Source organism: Streptomyces mobaraensis NBRC 13819 = DSM 40847 (assembly GCF_017916255.1).
Lineage (GTDB): Bacteria > Actinomycetota > Actinomycetes > Streptomycetales > Streptomycetaceae > Streptomyces > Streptomyces mobaraensis.
Window position 1 is genome coordinate 1,619,055 of the sequence record NZ_CP072827.1, and the last position, 18,335, is coordinate 1,637,389.

The window sequence follows — 18,335 nt, forward strand, 5'->3', positions numbered from 1 at the left end:
CCCTACACCCGCAGGTCGATCCCGCCCGTCCGCAGCCACGCGTCCAGCCCGAGGACGAGTTCGACGGCTCCCCGGTAGTGGTCGCCGGACTCCTCCGACAGGGCGTCCCGGAGCGCGTCCTCGCGGAGCAGCGGCCGGACGGGGGCGTCCCGGTCGGCGGCCAGTTCGCGGAGTTCGGCGCGGAGGGCGGCGCCGTAGCGCGGGTCCTGCGTGGCGGGGTACGGGCTCTTGACGCGGTCGGCGACGACGTCGGGCAGGACGTCGCGGACGGCGGCGCGCAGCAGCGACTTCTCGCGCCCGTCGAACGTCTTCATCGACCAGGGGGTGTTGAACACGTACTCGACCAGCCGGTGGTCGCAGAACGGCACCCGCACCTCCAGCCCGGTGGCCATGCTGGCCCGGTCCTTGCGGTCGAGGAGGATCTGGACGAACCGGGTGAGGTGGAGGTAGCAGACCTCGCGCATCCGGCGTTCGAGTCCGGTCTCGCCGGGCAGCCGGGGCACCTCGTCGAGGGCCTCGCGGTACCGGGCGTCGACGTATCCGGGCAGGTCGACGGCGTCGAGGACGTCCTTGGCGAGGAGCGAGCCGAGGGCGCTGTCGCCGCCGGCGAAGGTGTGGGCGACGCCGGCCGCGACCCAGGGGAAGGTGTCGGCGTGCACGGCCGCCGGCTCGTGGAACCACTTGTAGCCGCCGAACACCTCGTCGGCGGACTCCCCCGAGAGGGCGACCGTGGACTGCTCGCGTATCGCCTTGAACAGGAGGTAGAGCGAGGTGTCGCCGTCGCCGAAGCCGGTGGGCAGGTCGCGGGCGGTGAGCACGGCCCGCCGGTGGCCGCGGTCCATCAGGGCGGCGGTGTCGAGGACGATGTCGCGGTGGTCGGAGCCGACGTGCGCGGCGAGGGCGTGCGCGTACGGCCCGTCGGGGGTGCCGCGCAGGTTGTCGGGGACGAAGTGGTCGGTCTGGCCGACGAAGTCGACGGAGAAGGAGCGGACCGGCCCGTGGCCCGCCGCCGCGAGGCCCTTGGCGGCGAGGGCGGTGACGGCGGAGGAGTCGAGTCCGCCGGAGAGCAGGGTGCACAGCGGGACGTCGGCGATCAGCTGGCGTTCGACGATGTCGTCGAGGAGGCCGCGGACGCGCGCGACGGTGGTGGGGATGTCGTCGGGGTGCTCGCGTGCCTCCAGCGCCCAGTAGCGGCGGACGGTCGTCCCGTCCCGCCGGACCCGTACGGTGTGCCCGGGCCGCACCTCGTGCAGCCCGTCGTAGACGCCGTGGCCCGGCGTCTTGACGAAGGCCAGCACCTCCGCCAGCCCCTCCGCGCCGACGGACGCGCGGACGGCGGGGTGGGCGAGGACGGCCTTCTGCTCGGAGCCGAAGAGGACGCCGTCGGGCGTGGGGTGGTAGAAGAGCGGCTTGATGCCCATCCCGTCGCGGACGAGCAGCAGTTCCTCCGTCCGCGGGTCCCAGAGGGCGAACGCGAACATGCCGTTGAGCCGCTCGGTGAACGCCTCGCCCCATTCGAGGTAGGCGTGGAGGACGACCTCGGTGTCGCTGCTGGTGCGGAACGTGTGCCCGCGCCCGGCGAGTTCGGCGCGCAGCTCGCGGTAGTTGTAGACCTCGCCGCTGTAGGTGAGGGCGAGCCGGGTGCGGCCGTCGTGTTCGACGAGCATCGGCTGCCGGCCGCCCTCGATGTCGATGACGGCCAGCCTGCGGTGGCCGAACCCGGCGTGGGTGTCCTGCCAGATCCCCGAGGCGTCCGGGCCCCGGCACTCCATCGTCCGCGTCATCGCCTCCAGCGCGGCGCGCGCCCCGGCGGTGGTGAGGTCCTGGTCGTAAGCGATCCATCCGGCGATTCCGCACATGGTCGCGGTGTCCCCTTTCGGCAGTCGCCCAGGGCGCTTTCGAGCGCTCCAGGGCATGGCTCGACCCCCGTCCGACGCGGACCGCCGCGTTCCGCGAGGGTCCGCGGCGGTTCGCGTGGGTGACGCTACGCCTTATAGATGCATGTACCAACCATGCGTACGGAAAAATTTGGGGAATCGCGGCGGCGAACGATCCGGCTGAGGCGTGCGATCCGGCCGAGGCAGTCGCTCCGGTCGAGGCGGGCGGCCCGGTCGAGGCGAGCGGCCCCCAACGGGCCGCCGCGCGGCGTCCAGTACGAGCGGTCGCATCACCGGAGAAGGAGCCGACGAGCTGAGCACCTGGAGGGGGCCGTGAAATCCGATGGGCATCTGTTCGACCCGGACCTACCATCGCGCGCATGACGACCCACCACGACCTGCTCGAAGCCGCGCTGGCCCGGATCACCACCGGCTACGTGTTCCCCGAAAAGACGGCCGCCATCGACGCGGCGATCCGGCGCCGGCTGGACGAAGGCGCATACGAGGATCTGGACGTGCGGGAGCTGTGCGACCGGGTCACGGAGGACCTCCAGAGCGTCTGCCCGGACAAACATTTGCGGTTGCTGTGGGTCGAGGAGCCGCAGTCGATGGACGAGGAGCCGGAGGACGTCGCCCGCGCCCGCTTCGCGCGGTATGCGAAGAGGAACAACTACGGCGTCCGGCGGGTGGAGCAGCTCGACGACAACATCGGCTACCTCGACCTGCGCATGATCGCCCCCGCCGACGTGGGCGGCCCCGCGATCGCCGCAGCCATGCAACTGCTCGCTCCCACCGCGGCGTTGGTCATCGACCTGCGGCAGTGCCGGGGCGGCGCCCCGGAAGGCGTGCAGTTGTGGTGCAGCTACTTCTTCCCCGACGACCGGGTACACCTGAACGACATCTACGAACGGGCCACCGACTCGACCCGCCAGTACTGGACCCTCGGGCACCTCGCCGCACCGCGCTACCTCGACCGTCCGGTCACCGTGCTGACCAGCGACACCACCTTCTCCGGCGGAGAGGAACTGGCGTACAACCTGAAGGCGCTGGGCCGCGCCACCTTGATCGGCGAGACCACCCGCGGCGGCGCCCACCCCACGGACCGCATCCCGGTCGCTCCGCACGTCACCGTGACCGTTCCCGCCGCCCGCTCGATCAACCCGGTCACCGGTGCGAACTGGGAAGGCGTCGGCGTCGAGCCCGACCTGGCCGTCCCGGCCGGGGACGCACTGAAGGCGGGGCTGGAGCACCTGCGCACGCGGCTCGGCTGAGCGGGGTCTCGCGCTTTGCGGGAGGGAGCGGGGGCGGGTACGGGTACGGGCGCGATGACGGGACGGGGAACCCGCGCACCGCAGCGCACATCCCCTCACCGCCGGCGACCTCAACCCATCGGCGCCGTCAGATAGTTGGGCACGTTCACGTACGGCGGCGCCCCCGGCCGCAGGAGCGGGGTGAGAACGGCGCGGACCGGCAGCCGGCCCGCGTCCAGCAGGCGGGTGCGGAGGACGGCCGCGGCACCGGACGGGATCCGGTGCAGCGCGTCGTCGAGGCGGTCGCGCAGCAGCCGGAGGCCGTCCGCGCGGTCCGCGCCGTCCGTTCCGGTGAGCGCGGCCAGGGGTTCCACCGCGCACCGCCGCAGGGCGCCCGCGGCGAGGAGGTCGGCGACGGGACCGTCGTGCCCGGCGAGGACCGCCCGGTCGGCGAAACCGAGGAGGTCCGCGACCTCCCCGCCGAGACGGGAGGCGAGCCGCACCCCGTTCACGCGGAGGCCGGCGTGGTCCCGGTAGACCAGTCGCAGCCGGGTGCGGCCACTGTGTTCGTCCAGTACCAGCGCGAGGTCCCGGGGGTGGGTGTCGAGCGCGACGCCGTAGGAGAAGAGGGTGGCGCACCAGTCCAGGAGCAGCGTCAGGTAGGCGTCGGCGAAGGCGTGCGCCGAACCCCCGTAGTAGCGCCGGGCGAGCGCGCCGGCGACCGGTTCGCCGTCCGGCGCCCGGGCGGCCAGCGCGGCGACGGGTACGACGTGGGCGTCGGCGGGCTCGTACGGGTCGCGGCGCACGCGGGTGGTGAGCAGCGGGTGCCCGGCATGCAGGTAGGTGTCCGCGTCGGCGGGGAGGACGGATCCGACGAAGCCCGGCTCGCACAACAGCACTTCTTCCAGCAGCCGTTGGGTCACCACGCCGTCGGCGAGCGCCGCGGGGGTGGGCGGCATGCCGTCGGGGAGCGGCAGTTCGAGCCGGTTCTCCGGCGCGTCGACGAGGGCGACGACACCCGCCCCCGCGGCGCTCGCCGACCGCGTCGGCACCACGTCCGCCCAGGGCTTCTCGGCGAGCCGCGCCACGTCGTCCAGGCCGGCGGCGCGCAGCGCCCGGGCGAGCGGCGGGCCGGCGGTCAGCGGGTGGACGGGCAGCATCGTGTGGGTGGCGGCCAGTTCGGGCAGCCCGAGGGCGTCGGGACCCGGCCACCACTCCGGCACCTCCCCCGGCCCACGACGGACGGCCGCGCCGGGCAGGGCCACCCAGCGGAGAGCGAAGCAGGGGTGGAACTCGGGTGCGTGATCGAGCACTTCGACGGAACCGGGACGGCCCGTAGGGGGTTCGGGACGGCTTATCGGGGATCCGGGGCGGGCCGTCGGGGGGTCGGGGTGGCTCGTCGGGGGGTCGGGACGATCCGCCGGGGGTTCAGGACGACCCGCCGAGGATCCGGGACGGCTCGTCGGGGGCCCGGGACGACCGGCCGGGAATCCGGAACGACCCGCCGGAAGCTCGGGATCGGGCCGGCGGGCGGCGAGGACGTCGTACGCGAGGGCGCCGCGCGGCCCGGTCCACGCCGTGGCGCTGCGCCCGTACGCGGCGGCCAAGCGTTCGGTGGCCTCCTCGTGGGTCCGCTCGCGGAGCCGCAGGGCGGCGAGTTCGGCCGTGCACGCGGCGGCGAAGGCGTCGAATCCGGCGCGCTCCCGGGGGTCCGTCGCGGGGCGCAGCCGTGCCAGTACGGCGTGCAGGCCGGTGACCGGGCCGTCCGCGGTCTCCAGCAGGGGCGCGCGGACCCGCGCCACGCCTCCCGGACCGTCGTACGCCACCGGCAGCAGGATCGTTTCCCCGGCGACGGTCAGCGCCAGCCGCTCCCCGTCCGGCCGGCTCACGGCCCGCGCCGTACCGCGCAGTCGGCAGACGTCCTCGCGCAGCAGGGCGTCGAGGACGCGGACGACGAGCCCGTCCTCCGGGCCGCCGCCCGGGAGCCGCCCGCTCATACGCCCCCCTCCCACGCGCGGCGCACCGTGAATCGGGCCGACAGGTCGGAAGTACGGAAAGGGAAGGGGAAGAGAAAGGAGACGGGGAAACGATCGGTCAGCCGCACGGGAACGCCTTTCGGGCCGAGGGCGAGGTCGGGTGCCGCGGGGGACGCCGCGGATACGCCGAGGAGACCCACGGCGGGCCGGGGTCGTTTCGGAAGCTCTACGGAAGTGCCGGGTGCCGGGCGCCGGATGCCGCTAGACGGGGATCACGACGCCGACGGCGATCGCGTGCAGCGGCGCGGGGCGCCTGCGGAGGCGGCGGAGGCGGTTCTCACTCACGAGACCGACCTTAGGTTAGGCAACCCTAATCCTGTCAACGAGGTTGAGCGATATACCCACTTACACCCTATATATCCCGACGAAGCGAGACGAAGCGAAAGTCGCTTGCCCTCACCACCCCACCCCTGGAACGGTCGTCCCCATGCCGCAGACCACCGTCCGCCCCCTGCACCCCGACGAATGGCGGCTCTACCGCTCCGTCCGCCTGGCCGCACTCGCCGACGCGCCCGAGGCATTCGGCTCCACCTGGGCCGCCGAACACGCCTTCACGGAGCGGAAGTGGCGCGAGCGCCTCGCCCGGCGCAACACGTTCCTCGCGGAACGCGACGACGCGGGGTCCCGCCGGTAATGCTGTTGGATTGAACGCTAAGGAACGATCATGGTTCGGGGGTATCGGTTCGATCACTGCCGGGACTACTGTCATACCTGTTGCCTAGCGTCACGAGCTGTGAATGTTGAGTATCTTTCAGGGGATCAGATAGCTCGCTACGGGCGCTTCGCCGGGGAACCGTCGGCGCAGGAGTTAGAGGAGTTCTTCCGGCTGGACACGGTGGCGCTGGAGCAGGCGGCGTCCAAGCGTCGGCCTCGCAACCGGCTAGGCTGGGCGGTTCAGTGGGGCACAGTGCGGATGATGGGAACCTTCTTGTCGGCGCCGGCCGAAGTGCCGCCTGGCGTGGCCGAGTTCGTCGCGGAGCAGTTGGGTGTCGATGATCCGTCGTGTCTGAAGCTGTATCCGGAGCGGCTGCCGACCCAGCATGAGCACGCCCGGGAGATCCGGAAGCTGCTGAAGATCCGGGATTTCGACGACGGCGACCTGGCGCTGCGGGAGTACATCGCGGGGCGGGTGTGGGTGTCGAACGAAGGGCCGCGTGCGCTGTTCGACCGGGCGGTGACGTGGCTGCTGCGTAACCGGGTGCTGATGCCGGGGCTCACTCTGCTGGCCCGGCTGGTGGGTGAGGTCCGTACCGGCGAGCAGGCGCTGATCTACGCGGTGGTGGACGCGCCGGTGGATCCGGGGTTCCGGCGGGGGCTGCTGGAGCTCCTCGACGTCCCGGAAGGGGCGGCACGGTCGGTGCTGGAGGGGTGGCGCAAGGGCCCGCGGGATGTGTCGGGGCGGGGGCAGAAGGCCGCGTTGGAGCGGGCGCGGGACATCCGCGGGGTGGAATCGGGCGAGTTGGACTTGTGGCGGGTGCCGCCGGTGAAGCTGGCGGAGCTGGCCCGGTACGGGATGAGCACGCACGCGCCGACGCTGCGCAGGCTGGCGGAGCCGCGGCGTACGGCGACGGTACTGGCCACGATGCGGCATCTGGAGGACCTCGGTCGATGACGCGCTGACGCTGTTCGACACGTTGATGGCCACGAAGCTGCTGGCCCGTGCGGAGCGCGAGGAGGACAAGGCGAAGCTGAAGGGGCTGCCACGCCTGCGGAAGGCCGCGGCGAAGGTGAGGGACGCGGTCTCCGTGTTCCTCGATGTCCCCATCGAGAGTGACGGCGGCGAGGGCGGCGGGGAGCCGGTGCCGCTGAGTGTGGCCCAGGCGTGGGAGCGGATCGAGCAGCTCGTCAGCCGCGAGGAGCTGGCCAAGGCGATCGTGGAGCTCGGCGAGTTGCTGCCCGAGGGCACGGGGGAGGACGCGGATACCGCGTGGCGCAAGCAGTTGCTGGAGCGGTACGCGACGGTGCGGCCGTTCACCTCGCTGCTGGCCGAGGTGATCCCGTGGGGTGCGACGCAGGCCGGTACGCCGCTGGTTCAGGCATTGCGGGAGCTGCCGAAGGTGCAGGCGAGGCGCAAGCCCGGCCCCGAGCACATCGACGTGTCGCTGCTGGACGGCACGTGGCGGCGCTTGGTGCTGGGCAACCCGCTGCTGGCGGTGAAGGGGTACATCGACAAGCACGCGTGGACGTTCTGCGTGCTGGAGGGGCTGCACACGGCGCTGAAGCGCCGGGATGTGTTCGCCAGGGGTGCGGACAACTGGGGTGACCCGCGCGCGCGGCTACTGTCCGGGCCCGACTGGCAGGTCAACAAGCCGAGGGTGCTGACAGCGCTGGAGCTCTCGGGCAGCGCGGAGGAGCACCTGGGCGAGCTGGAGGTGCTGCTGGACGAGATGTACGCGCATGTCGCCGAGGGTCTGCCCCGCAACGCGGCGGTGGACGTCGTGGACGGGAAGATCCGGCTGGACCGTCTGGAGGCGGAGCCCGAGCCCGCAGGGTTCAAGCCGGTGCACGACGCGGTGCAGGCGATGATGCCGAGGATCGACTACCCGGAGCTGCTGCTGGAAGTCCACGCCCGTACCGGCATGTTCGACCCCTTCGAGCACATCGGCGGGAAGGTCGCCCGGCCACAGGATCTTGACCTCACGCTCACCGCGCTCCTGGTCAGCAAGTCCACGAACATCGGGATGGAACCGGTCATCAAGCCCGGCGAGAAGGCGCTGACCCGCTCGCGCCTGGCCGCCGTTGAGTGGGGCTACTGGAACCTGCCCGGGATGAGTGCCGCCTCCGCTCTGCTGGTCGCCCGCCAGGGTGACATCGACCTCGCCTCCGACTGGGGTGGCGGGCACGTCGCCTCCGCCGACGGGATGCGCTTCACCGTCCCCCTCAGATCCATACATACCAGGCCGAACCGGAAGTACTTTTCGACGGGACGCGGGGCGACCTGGCTCAACGTCGTCTCGGACCGGGTGATGGGCCTGGGCGGCATCGTGATGCCCGGCACGCTGCGGGATTCGCTCGGCATCCTGGACGCGATGTTCAATCTCGACGGCCCGGTCCGCCCGGAGATCGTCATCACCGATACCGGTTCGTACAGCGACCTGGTCTTCGGGATCTTCGCGATCTGCGGATACCAGTTCTCCCCCAGGATCGCCGACATCTCCGACGCCCGGCTGTGGCGGCTGGACATGTCCAGGGACTACGGGCCGCTCCAGCCGGTCTCCCGCCAGCGCGTACAGGTCGAGCGGATCCGGCAGAACTGGGAGGACATGCTCCGCGTCGCCGGGTCGCTCACGACCGGCAAGGTGCGGGCGTACGACCTGCTGCGGATGATGACCAGCGGCGACCGCATGACAGGTCTGGGCGACGCGTTCGCGCACTACGGCCGGATCTTCAAGACCCTCCACCTGCTCCAGTTCATCGACTCCGAGGCGTACCGGCGCATGATCGGCGTCCAGCTGAACATCGGCGAGGGCCGCCATGCGCTGGCCCGGAGCATCTTCTTCGGGCGGCTCGGCGAACTCCGGCACGCCTACCGGGAGGGGATGGAGGATCAGTTGGGGGCGCTGGGCATGGCGCTGAACGCGGTCCTCTGGTGGAACACCCTCTACATGGACGCCGCCGTCAAGGAGCTGGAGGCCGGCGGGCTGGCTATCTCACCGGAGATCCGCTCCCGGCTCTCTCCGCTGGTCCATGAACACATTAATTTCCATGGCCGCTACCCGATCGTCCGCTCCCACGGTGACGGCTCCCTGCGCCCGCTGCGCGACCCGGCCGCCTCCGAGGAATAGCCCCGGGCGGCAGTCGGCCCCGGCGCCGCGTCCCACGGGGGAGGATGCCGGGGCCGACTGCGAACACCCCGACGTGGCGGCCGGCCAGCCGACGGGGATGACGCACGCGCGGGCGGAGTGTATGCCGGGTCGCCCGAAGGACCCGGGGCCTGCTGGCACATCGCCTCCTGCGTACCGACGGGCGTTCATGATCCAGGCAGTCGGGCGGCGGAGCCTGCGGTTGTTCTTGGACGCCACCGAGGCGGCCCGCCGACGGGCGGTGTGACGGGCCGCTCGTGTGGCTGATTATGCACTGTCGATGAGGTCGAAGGCGGATTCGCTGGGGTGCGGTTGAGCAACGATGTGGCGTGCTTCGTTCGGGTGGGCGGTGGGGTGTGGGGCGACGGGCCGGTGATGAACCGGCAGAACTCGTTCAGCTCTGCGAGACGACGGCGTGTGAAGCCTCTGGGTCCGTCAGTCTCGGTAGCGGCAGCCCGGGCATCTGCGGTGGGGCAAGATCGATCGGGCCGCTCGGCTACCGGCTCGGCTGCTCTCCGGGCTGGGGATGTCAGCTCTCCAGGCGGTAGCCGTGTCCTCTGAGCGTGGTGATACGGGGCAGGCGGGCCGGACGGGAGGCCGTTTGGGTGGCTTCGGTGAGGCGGCGGCGCAGGCTGGCCATGGTGACGTCGAGGGTTTTGGTGGAGCCGAACCAGTTCTCGTCCCAGACCTGGGCCATGAGGGTCTCACGTGAGACGGCTTGTCCTGCGTGGCGCCCGAGGAGGGCGAGCAGTTCGAACTCCTTCGGGCGCAGGGGGAGGTCGGCGCCGTGCAGGGTGCAGCGGCGGGCTGCGGTGTCGACGACGAGGTCGCCGAGCCGGAGCGGCATCGCAGAGGTGGCGTGGGTGCGGCGGCGCAGGTGGGCGCGGAGGCGGGCGAGCAGGACGGTCAGGCTGAAGGGTTTGACGAGGTAGTCATCGGCTCCGGCGTCCAGTCCGGCGATGATGTCGATGTCGTCGGTGCGTGCGGTGAGGATGATGATCAACAGGCCGGGGAGGCGGGCCCGCAGGGTGCGGGCGATGTCGATGCCGTCCGCGTCGGGCAGGCCGAGGTCCAGGAGGAGGGCGTCGTACGGGGTGCGGGCGGTTTCGGCCAGGGCGCCCTCGCCGGTGGTCGTCCAGTGGGCGGTGTAGCCGTTGCTGCGCAGGCCGGTTTCCAGGTGGCAGCCGATGGTGTCGTCGTCCTCGACGACGAGGACGCGGGGGCGGTCGTGGTCTGGCATGGCGGGGGTGCGCATGCCCGACAGCGTAGGAGCAGGTCTCGTGGCCAGCGTGGTCGGCGGCCGTGGTGCGGTCACAGGTCTCGCAGCTCCTCCACCGCGGGGCGCTTGGCCCGCCGGATGCCGTTCAGGGCCGCGGCCAGTACGGCCAGCAGCGCGGCGAGCGCGGTGAGCGCCAGGTAGGAGCCGGGGACGGCAAGGCTCGCGGGTGGCGGGTCGAAGACGCCGGTCAGTACCTTGACCAGCATTTCGGACAGGGCCCAGCCGATGAGCGCGCCCCCGGCCAGCCCGCCGGTGATCAGCAGGAGGGCTTCGGTGAGGACCATGCCGCGCAGCTGGTGGTTCTTCGCGCCGAGGACGGTGGCGATGGCGAAGGTACGGCGGCGTTCGGCCAGTCCGAGGGCGAGGACCAGTCCTCCGGCTCCGGCGGCCAGCAGGACGGCGAAGGCGAGTTCGATGCGGGTCAGGCCGGCCAGGTCCACCGAGGTGAGGCTGGTGCCGACGGTGCCGCGGGTCTGGGTGAGGTCGGTGACGGTGGCGCTGGTGCCGAGCTGGTGGCGCAGCTGTGCGGCGATCTGCTTCTGGTGGGTGCCGCCGGTGTTGAGCAGGAACGCTCCGACGCTCTCGCTGCCGGTGGTCTTGGCGATGTAGGAGGCGTTGGCGACGAAGAAGCTGTCCTTGGGGGCGGTGGGGAACTCCTTGACGATGCCCGCGTAGTGGAACGGGACGGTGCGCAGAGCCTTGGTGCGGGCGTCCTGGATGCGCAGGTTGACCGTGTCGCCCGGGGAGAGCTGGAAGTCCTTGACGGTCTCGGCGCTGACCAGCAGGTTGTCGGGCCGCTGGGCGAGCTGCTGCATCAGCTGGGCTTCGGTGCCTCCGGAGAAGTAGGCGTCCTGCAGGGAGGTGGCCTGCGCGATGGTGTCGGGGCGGACGCCGTAGAGGTCCTGCAGGTCGGAGCCGACGTAGGCGAAGCGGTGCTGGAGCGGCTCGACGTGCCGCACACCGGCGACCTTCAGTGTGCTTGCGGCGCTGGGCGGGATGGGCGCGCCAGGGGGTTGGGTGACGGTGACGTCGGCCCCATTGGTCAGCCGGGCGTCGACCTCGGCCTGCTGCTTGTAGGTGGAGTTGAAGACGGCGGTCGACACGGCGAAGGACACGGCCAGGGCGAGGAGGACCACCGAGCGCGCGAGCGGGCGCCGGCGCCGGGAGAGAACAGCGGCCGTGGTCCCGGCGAGCGTCGCGGTCAGAGGGCGGGCCAGCCGCGCCAGGACCGGGCGGCCGTGGGTGAGGGCGAGGAGGGTGAGCCGCCACAGCAGCAGGGCGGCGCCGATCCACAGCAGGGCGGGGCCGAGGAAGGCCCAGTACGACACCGAGATGCTGGGGACGCCTTCGGGGGCCAGGACGAGGGCGTACTGGTTCCCGGACGAGGCTCGGAAGACGAGCCAGGAGCCGATCAGTAGCAGGAAGTCCAGGCCGTACCGCATCCACCACGGGTTGCGGGTGCTGCGGGCGCCCGCCTCCTTGCGGGTGTCGGACACGGTGAGCGTGCGCAGATCACGCAGGGCGGGCACGAGGACGGCGCCGGCGGCGACGGCAGCACCGAGAACGAAGGCCAGGGCGTACCAGAGGGCCCAGGTGCCTGCGCCCGCTCCGAACGATGTGGCGCCGAAGGCGAGGCGACCGGCCAGCGCGGCTTCCTCCACCAACTCGACCGACGCGGTTTGCGCGCGGTGACCAGCAGGGAGCTGCTGAGCTGATGCATCCCACGACCATCGCCCGCCTGCTGATCACCGGCGCCGTCCTCGTCGCGCTCGCCAGCTGCAGCAGCGCAATCTCCCACAAGGACGAGGCCCTCGCTTCCAAGGCCCCCCTCGCCCCCGCCCAGCAGCAGAAGATCCGGGGCCTGAGGGGCATGCCGCCCGTGCTCGACCCGAACGACCTCTACGCTGCCGACCGCCCGAACCAGCTCTCACCGGCGGTCAGGGACTTCCCGTCCCGCGTGTACGTCCCCAACACCAACTCCGATACCGTGTCGGTCATCGACCCGAAGACGTACCAGGTCATCGAGACGATCCCGGTCGGCAGGCAGCCGCAGCACGTCGTGCCGTCCTGGGACCTGAAGACGCTGTGGGTCAACAACGACCTGGGCAACTCACTCACCCCCATCGACCCGAGGACCGGCGAGGCGGGAAAGCCGGTCGCCGTGCATGACCCGTACAACCTGTACTTCACCCCGGACGGCAAGTACGCGGTCGTGATGGCATCCAACGACCGGCAGCTGGTCTTCCGCGACGCCCACACCATGAAGACGGTCAAGGCTGTCCCGGTCAGCTGCCACGGCGTCAACCATGCCGACTTCTCCATGGACGGCCGCTACTTCATCGTCTCCTGCGAGTTCAGCGGCGAGCTGCTCAAGGTCGACACCGAGAAGATGGCGGTGACCGGCCGGCAGAAGCTCCCCTTTCACGGTGCCATGCCGCAGGACGTGAAGATCTCTCCGGACGGCAAGAAGTTCTACATTGCCGACATGATGGCCGACGGCCTGTGGGTCCTGGACGGCGACACCTTCGCCAAGCCGTCCCTCCTGCCCACCGGAAAGGGCGCGCACGGCCTCTACGTCAGCCGTGACTCCCGCGAGATGTACATCTCCAACCGGGGCGAGGGCACCATCTCTGTCTTCGACTTCAAGGAGGGCCGGCTGACCAAGAAGTGGCGCCTGCCGAACGGCGGCAGTCCCGACATGGGCGGCGTCTCAGCGGACGGCAAGGTCCTGTGGCTGTCCGGCCGCTACAACTCCGACGTGTACGCCATCGACACCGCCAGCGGTCAACTGCTCGCCCGCATCAGGGTGGGCAGCGGCCCGCACGGCCTGGCGGTCTATCCGCAGCCGGGCCGCTACTCGCTGGGCCACACGGGCATCTTCCGCTGACGTAAGGGCGCTGCTCTGGGACGACCACCAGATGCATCACGAGCCGCGGCCGCGCCCGGCGAGGATCGGCGCCGCGCTTCCCGCGCGGCGAGGTCTGGCAGAATTCACTGGCGCGATACTCGTCATGCTCCTGCCGAGCAAGGTCCTTCAGCGCACCGGCCATTGCCGCCCGGCCCGGTGGGTCTCACCGCAGGCGTCGCCACCGCCACACTCGGAAACACGCAGAAGGACCCCCGATCTCCTTCGACCGATCTCAGGGGGTCCTTGCGCGGAAATCCACCAGAGCGTCAGGAGTGACTTCCGCATACTCAGCGTACGAGTGGGCCCGCTGCCGCGGCACGTCCCGCGCCCGCGTGTGAGGAGCCGCTGGCACACGGCTGCCGTTCGGCGCCTCGCCCCTGGACACCGCGCGGTGCCTGGAGCCGGACCCGGCCCTGCCGGAGATCACGCGGAGCAACGGGGTCTTCGGTGGCGCACCGCCCGGAGAAGGCGTCCGAGGTCCGCTGTGCCCGCCCGGAGTCCCCCTGCCTGCTGCACCTCAGCCGGCATCGGTGCGGAAGGGGGTGCAGGGGGCGGGCGTGCGTCCTGCGTGTGTGTTGAGGAAGGCGAGGAGGTCGCAGATGGACTGGCCGAGGACTTGGTCGTGACCCGCGCCGGGATACGTGCGGGCGATGGTCGCGGGCGAGCCGAGGCGGCGCAGGTTCTGGACCACGGCAGCGGTCCACGCGGGCGGCACGTCGTGGTCGTCCTGGCCTTGGATGACCAGGACCGGGGTGGAGATGGCGGCTCGGTCGGGGTCCCCGTAGGCGCCCATCTGTTCTCCGATCCTGGAAAGTTGGCCGGTGCTCAGCGGCAGGGCCTGCTCGGTGTCGAGGCGACCGAGCGCCTGATAGCCGTCCGCCTGGCACTGGGCAAGGAGTCGGAGGGCGACGTCCGCCGCCGGGGCCCCGAGCAGCGACCGCAGTGTGCGGGAGGTGTCAGTGGCACTCAGACCGGCCAGTGCGTAGAAGGCGAAGGACAGCTCGCTGGGCACGTGCGAGGCCTTGACGCCGGGCAGCATCGCTTCCAGGTGGCTGGCCGGGGCGATGGCGACCGTACCGGCCAGGCGGGTAGCACCCGTTCGGCGGGGAGCCTGGGCGGCGAACAGCGCGGCCTGCCCGCCCTGGGAGTGCCCGACCGCGAACCAGAGGTTTCCCAGGCCGGGCAGGAGCTGGTGGGCGGCGGTGACGATGTCCACGACCGCGTTGCCTTCGTCCGCGCCCACCAGGTAGGTGTGCATGCCGGGGGTGCCCAGCCCCGGATAGTCCGAAGCGGTCACCGCGTAGCCGGCCCGCAGCAGCGCGCGCACTTCCTCGGTATAGGCGTCGGACCCCAGGTTCGCCCTCTGCGAGGGTGCACAGGAGTCGGCGACGCCCGTGGTGCCGTGCGCCCAGGACACCACCGGCCACCCGCCGCGAGGCGATGCGCCCGGCGGGAGAAGGACCGTGCCGCTGACGGGGACGTCGGCTCTGCGGGCGTTCACCGAGTGGTAAAGCACGGTCCAGCGCCGGGCGCCACCGAACCGGGTGTCACTTCCGTGGTCGGTTGCGGCGATCAGCGTGCCCGGGGGGCGATCGGGCAGCGGCTGCGGCACCCGGTAGGTGTGGTCGACCACTGAGACCTGTGGCAGGGCTGGGCTGTCGGACGCCGCACTGGCAGCCGCGTTCGCGACGGGTCCGGACGGCTCGCCGGCACAGCCGCCTGCCGCCATGACGAGCACGACCGTGACTGCCGCCGTGAGAAGCTTCCCGGCGAGGTGCACCGCCCGCGCAGCAGGGCAGCGCACCCAGGAGTGGAGGCTGCTCGGCGTCCTCACGTGACCGTCCCTCCACAGCCGCTGACTGTGATCACCCTGGCATCCACAACATCGGGGCGCACCCGGGACGCCGCTATCGGGGTGCGTTGGCGCGCAGTTGGTGGGAAGGGATCTGTACCGGCGTCGCTCCGTGTGGGAATGGCGCCGACGGTCTCCGCGTCGTGCAGGTCGCGCCGGAGAACTCGGCGGTGGCTGACCGCCTAGGAGAGCAGGCCGTCGTCCATGCACAGTGACCACGACCACCGCCAGCACGTTGAACGCTGTCCACGTGTGTCCACGCTCCGAGGCCCGCGCTGCCCGCCAGGCCGGCAGCGTCCCTTTGGCCGTTCATGAGGCGAGCAGCAGCGGCCGCAACCGCAGGGCTGTGAGCCACCGGGCCGAGTATTCCGATCGCTGCCGCAGCACCTTCGTCGGGCTTCCGGCGACGGCGTCGCCGACGAGGATCCAGGCGACGATGTCGTGCCAGGAGTGCCCAGCAAGGTCCACCGCTGCGGCGGGGGCCGAGCCGTCGAGGACAAGGAACATTTGCGGGCCTCCTTCGCCCTGGCGCTGCGGCGGGCGCGGCACTCCTCCGAGGCGAGCAGCAGCCGCGACACGACGACGATGAGCGCGACCACGGGCAGCAGACAGTGGCCGACGTTCGGGATGGATGAGCCCAGGGCGTATCCGACGAGTGTCAGTCCCAGGCTCCAGACGAGTCAGGTACGCGCCCGGACGGCCTCGGTGGCGGATGTGCTGCGCGCCGTGCCACCGGGTTCCACTCCTGCCGGTACCGTTCTCAGCACGGTGGACTATGACACGGCAATTCGGAGTCCGGTGCGGTGAAGCGGCATCGTCGGCCCGGCAGCTCCTGCGGGCCGCTGACAGCAGTGATCGCGGTCATGGCAGTCCTGGCAGTCGGTGGTTGTGCAGGACACGACGGGGCCGCCCCGTCGGCCAGCACCCCCGCGGAGCCCTCCCCCAGCGATGCCTCCGTCGCCGCGCCGAGCGTCGCTGCCTGGCACAGGTGGGGGCTCACCCCGATGCGCGTGGCGCCGAAACCTCCGGCGGACAAGCCCATCGCGCTCTCCGCCACTGGTGAGGTCCCGGTGTTCGCACAGGTATCGACGTCGCAGCGGGTCGTTTTCATCACCATCGACGACGGAATGGAAAAGGACCCCGCGTTCGTCGGCATGATGCGTGACTTGAAGACCCCCATCACGATGTTCTTGATGAACGACGCCATCAAGTCGGACTACGCGTACTTCAAACCGCTGCAGGCGTTGGGCAACCACATTCAGAACCACACCCTGCATCACCCCGCGATGACTCACCTCTCGCTGGCCCGCCAGGAGAACGAAGTGTGCGGAGACCAGAAGGCCCTCACCGAGCACTACGGCACCGCGCCTCTGCTGTTCCGCCCGCCCTACGGGGTGTACGACAAGAACACCGAGATTGCGGTGCGCGAGTGCGGGCCCCGGGCGATCGTCTGGTGGCGAGAGACCGTTCGGATCACCAGCCTCCAGTACCAACGGCCGGACAAGAAGTTGCACGCGGGCGACATCATTCTCGTCCATTTCCGCGGGCCCGAGCAGCTCCAAGGCGCCACCATGACACAAATGTTCGCCAATGTGCTCAGGCAGATCGAGAAACAGGGATTCGCCGTGGCACGCCTGGAGGACTACATCCGTGCACCGAGCAGGTGAGGGTCCCTGCCCGGGTGTGACCTGGAGAATCATCGGGTTGGCCGGGCAGTGACGCGGTGGCGGTGCGCCCGCAGCCGTGTGAGCAACTGCGGAGAGGTTCGTGTGCCGGACTGAGGCATCCGGCTGCCTCCACGGCGGTGGACCGGCGGATCTGTGGAGCCGGCCGGGCCGGACGCCATGCGGCCTGTGTCGCCGCCGGGTCACGGCCGCCAGAGCCAGGTGTTCTCCGGTCCCACAGGCAGGCACAATCCGAGGTGGAGGCGGGGGACGCGCCGTGCTGTGTCGTCCTGGATCAGACATTCGTCGCCCGAGACCAGCTGCCCACTGGGATCCATCCGCCACCGCTGGTCAGGGGCCTTGCTGCTGCATGGCGAGACACGCGGGGACGGCGCGGCGGTCAGGCAGCTTCCGTGAGCCGTTCTGGACTGCCACTGGCCTGTGGGGAGATGACGCCAGGACTGTTTGGAACTGCCGTTGCAGCGGGCGGTCCGCACGGCACCTTCTGCTGTCCCCGGCACCTTGTTCGCAGCCTCGAGGCAGAACTCCGCGCCGCCCGTCCGGGAGAGGATCGCGCCGGGGCGGGCATGCTGCTGGGGGCGGGGGTACTGCCGATGCATCCAGTTCTGGTATGCGGGGGTAATCAAGGAAGACGCGTTGCAGCTTAGCGGATCACAGTACACCGCGTGCAGGTACGTCTCGAAGATCCGCTGCTTGGCCCGGGCCTGTGCCGGTGCGAGGTTGTCCGGCAGGAGCGCCATAGGATATCCGCGGTAGGCGATGATGCCGCCTCGCAGGTGCAGAGGGAAGCCCGCCATCCGGAAGTACCGCGCTGTCACTCCGTGGTCGCTGTGGTCCGCGCCTCGTGTGTGCGTGTGCCCGAAGAAAGCATTGTCGAAGTCCAGAGTACGAATGCGCTCGGTCTTCCATCGTCTGGCCAGACCGGTGATTGTTGCGATGAGAGATCGCTCCGTGTATCGCGCCGGGGAGTCGACAGTGCTGATGCTGGAGATTTCGCCACGGAAAAGCCTCAGGAGACTCTCGTGCCGGTAGGCAGAGCTTCCTTTCCCTGTTGGAAGCCCGTCGGGCAGCCGGAAGAAGGAAAGCCGAATTTCGGGTCGTTCACGGAAGGAGAAGGAGGTGATGTTGTGGTTGTTGACTGTGATGGACTCGGCGACGGTGTGCTGCCCGGAACCCGCCATGGCCGCATAGGCGGCGATCATGCCGTATTCGCGGCTCTTCGGGTAGGGACTGCGGCTGTAAGATTTCCCGGCGTCCCCTGCGGTCAGGTAGACCACGTCCAGGTGGCATCCGGCGGTGATGAGCTCCTGGATCTGGGGGTTGAGGAAGAGGAGGTCATCGTCCTCGTGGGCCACGCCAATCATTTCCCGCAGGCAGGAGCCCGATGGATTTCTGTACGCATCGCGTCGGGCGGCGTCTCCGGAGTGACCGGTTTGTCGGGGCGGCTGGAGGGACGGCACGCCGAGAAGAGCCGGCACTGTGACGAGAAAGAGGCACAGGACGGCAGCGGAAAATGCTGTCGGAGCGGAGATTGCGCTTTTCCTTCCGGGGCTTTTGCTCACGTGCTCAACCTTTCCTGGGCGCAGTCGCCACCGCCGTCTCCAGGCGCCCGCCAAGGATGCTCGGGCGTGGGACCTCCTACTCA

The 18,335-nt window shown here is 70.5% G+C and carries 13 protein-coding genes and 1 pseudogene; 6 read left to right on the forward strand and 8 right to left on the reverse strand.

From position 1 onward, the window contains the following. Positions 1-2: 2 nt before the first annotated feature. The gene (gene asnB / locus J7W19_RS06450) at positions 3-1,859 is read right to left on the reverse strand and encodes an asparagine synthase (glutamine-hydrolyzing) (protein ID WP_004950326.1); all 1,857 of its coding nucleotides are present in this window, start codon (positions 1,857-1,859) and stop codon (positions 3-5) included. A gap of 398 nt (positions 1,860-2,257) precedes the next feature. Here asnB and J7W19_RS06455 point away from each other — a divergent pair, with 398 nt between their 5' ends. Further along, a complete protein-coding gene (locus J7W19_RS06455; RefSeq protein ID WP_004950327.1) occupies positions 2,258-3,148 on the forward strand; it encodes a S41 family peptidase in 891 nt (296 codons plus the stop codon). A gap of 110 nt (positions 3,149-3,258) precedes the next feature. Here J7W19_RS06455 and J7W19_RS06460 read toward each other — a convergent pair whose 3' ends face one another. Continuing rightward, positions 3,259-5,124 (reverse strand): IucA/IucC family C-terminal-domain containing protein, encoded by a 1,866-nt coding sequence (locus tag J7W19_RS06460; protein WP_004950330.1) that lies wholly within the window; start codon positions 5,122-5,124, stop codon positions 3,259-3,261. Between the two features lie 466 nt (positions 5,125-5,590). Here J7W19_RS06460 and J7W19_RS06465 point away from each other — a divergent pair, with 466 nt between their 5' ends. From J7W19_RS06465 to J7W19_RS06475, 3 genes are read left to right on the forward strand one after another with little or no spacing between them, the layout of a single operon-like run. Beyond that, the gene (locus J7W19_RS06465; protein ID WP_004950333.1) at positions 5,591-5,797 is read left to right on the forward strand and encodes a hypothetical protein; all 207 of its coding nucleotides are present in this window, start codon (positions 5,591-5,593) and stop codon (positions 5,795-5,797) included. Positions 5,798-5,827: 30 nt separating this feature from the next. After that, positions 5,828-6,775 (forward strand): DUF4158 domain-containing protein, encoded by a 948-nt coding sequence (locus J7W19_RS33410; protein ID WP_078588179.1) that lies wholly within the window; start codon positions 5,828-5,830, stop codon positions 6,773-6,775. Between the two features lie 25 nt (positions 6,776-6,800). Continuing rightward, complete coding sequence (locus tag J7W19_RS06475) at positions 6,801-8,948, forward strand: Tn3 family transposase (RefSeq protein WP_106429703.1); 2,148 nt, start codon at positions 6,801-6,803, stop codon at positions 8,946-8,948. A gap of 547 nt (positions 8,949-9,495) precedes the next feature. On the opposite strand, the gene J7W19_RS06480 is transcribed toward J7W19_RS06475, so the two are convergent. Next, the gene (locus J7W19_RS06480; protein WP_004950341.1) at positions 9,496-10,221 is read right to left on the reverse strand and encodes a response regulator transcription factor; all 726 of its coding nucleotides are present in this window, start codon (positions 10,219-10,221) and stop codon (positions 9,496-9,498) included. 56 nt (positions 10,222-10,277) lie between these two features. Next, on the reverse strand, positions 10,278-11,906 hold the full coding sequence (locus J7W19_RS06485; protein WP_004950343.1) for an FtsX-like permease family protein: 1,629 nt from the start codon (positions 11,904-11,906) through the stop codon (positions 10,278-10,280). Positions 11,907-11,959: 53 nt separating this feature from the next. Here J7W19_RS06485 and J7W19_RS06490 point away from each other — a divergent pair, with 53 nt between their 5' ends. Beyond that, a complete protein-coding gene (locus J7W19_RS06490; RefSeq protein ID WP_004950344.1) occupies positions 11,960-13,132 on the forward strand; it encodes a YncE family protein in 1,173 nt (390 codons plus the stop codon). 538 nt (positions 13,133-13,670) lie between these two features. Here the strand turns inward: J7W19_RS06490 and J7W19_RS06495 are convergent. The 3 genes and pseudogenes from J7W19_RS06495 to J7W19_RS32780 form a co-directional block, all read right to left on the reverse strand. Beyond that, positions 13,671-14,570 (reverse strand): alpha/beta hydrolase family protein, encoded by a 900-nt coding sequence (locus tag J7W19_RS06495; protein WP_158688814.1) that lies wholly within the window; start codon positions 14,568-14,570, stop codon positions 13,671-13,673. 744 nt (positions 14,571-15,314) lie between these two features. Further along, complete coding sequence (locus tag J7W19_RS06500) at positions 15,315-15,512, reverse strand: hypothetical protein (protein ID WP_004950349.1); 198 nt, start codon at positions 15,510-15,512, stop codon at positions 15,315-15,317. A 5-nt stretch (positions 15,513-15,517) separates the two neighbouring features. Further along, positions 15,518-15,685, reverse strand: a pseudogene (locus tag J7W19_RS32780) (DedA family protein); the annotation flags it as partial. Between the two features lie 183 nt (positions 15,686-15,868). On the opposite strand from J7W19_RS32780, the gene J7W19_RS06505 reads away from it, so the two are divergent. Beyond that, entirely contained in the window at positions 15,869-16,672 is an 804-nt protein-coding gene (locus J7W19_RS06505; protein ID WP_078588181.1) for a polysaccharide deacetylase family protein, read from the forward strand. Between the two features lie 200 nt (positions 16,673-16,872). Here J7W19_RS06505 and J7W19_RS06510 read toward each other — a convergent pair whose 3' ends face one another. Then, positions 16,873-18,252, reverse strand: a complete 1,380-nt coding sequence (locus J7W19_RS06510) for a ricin-type beta-trefoil lectin domain protein (RefSeq protein WP_158688815.1) — start codon at positions 18,250-18,252, stop codon at positions 16,873-16,875. Between the last annotated feature and the right edge of the window lie 83 nt (positions 18,253-18,335).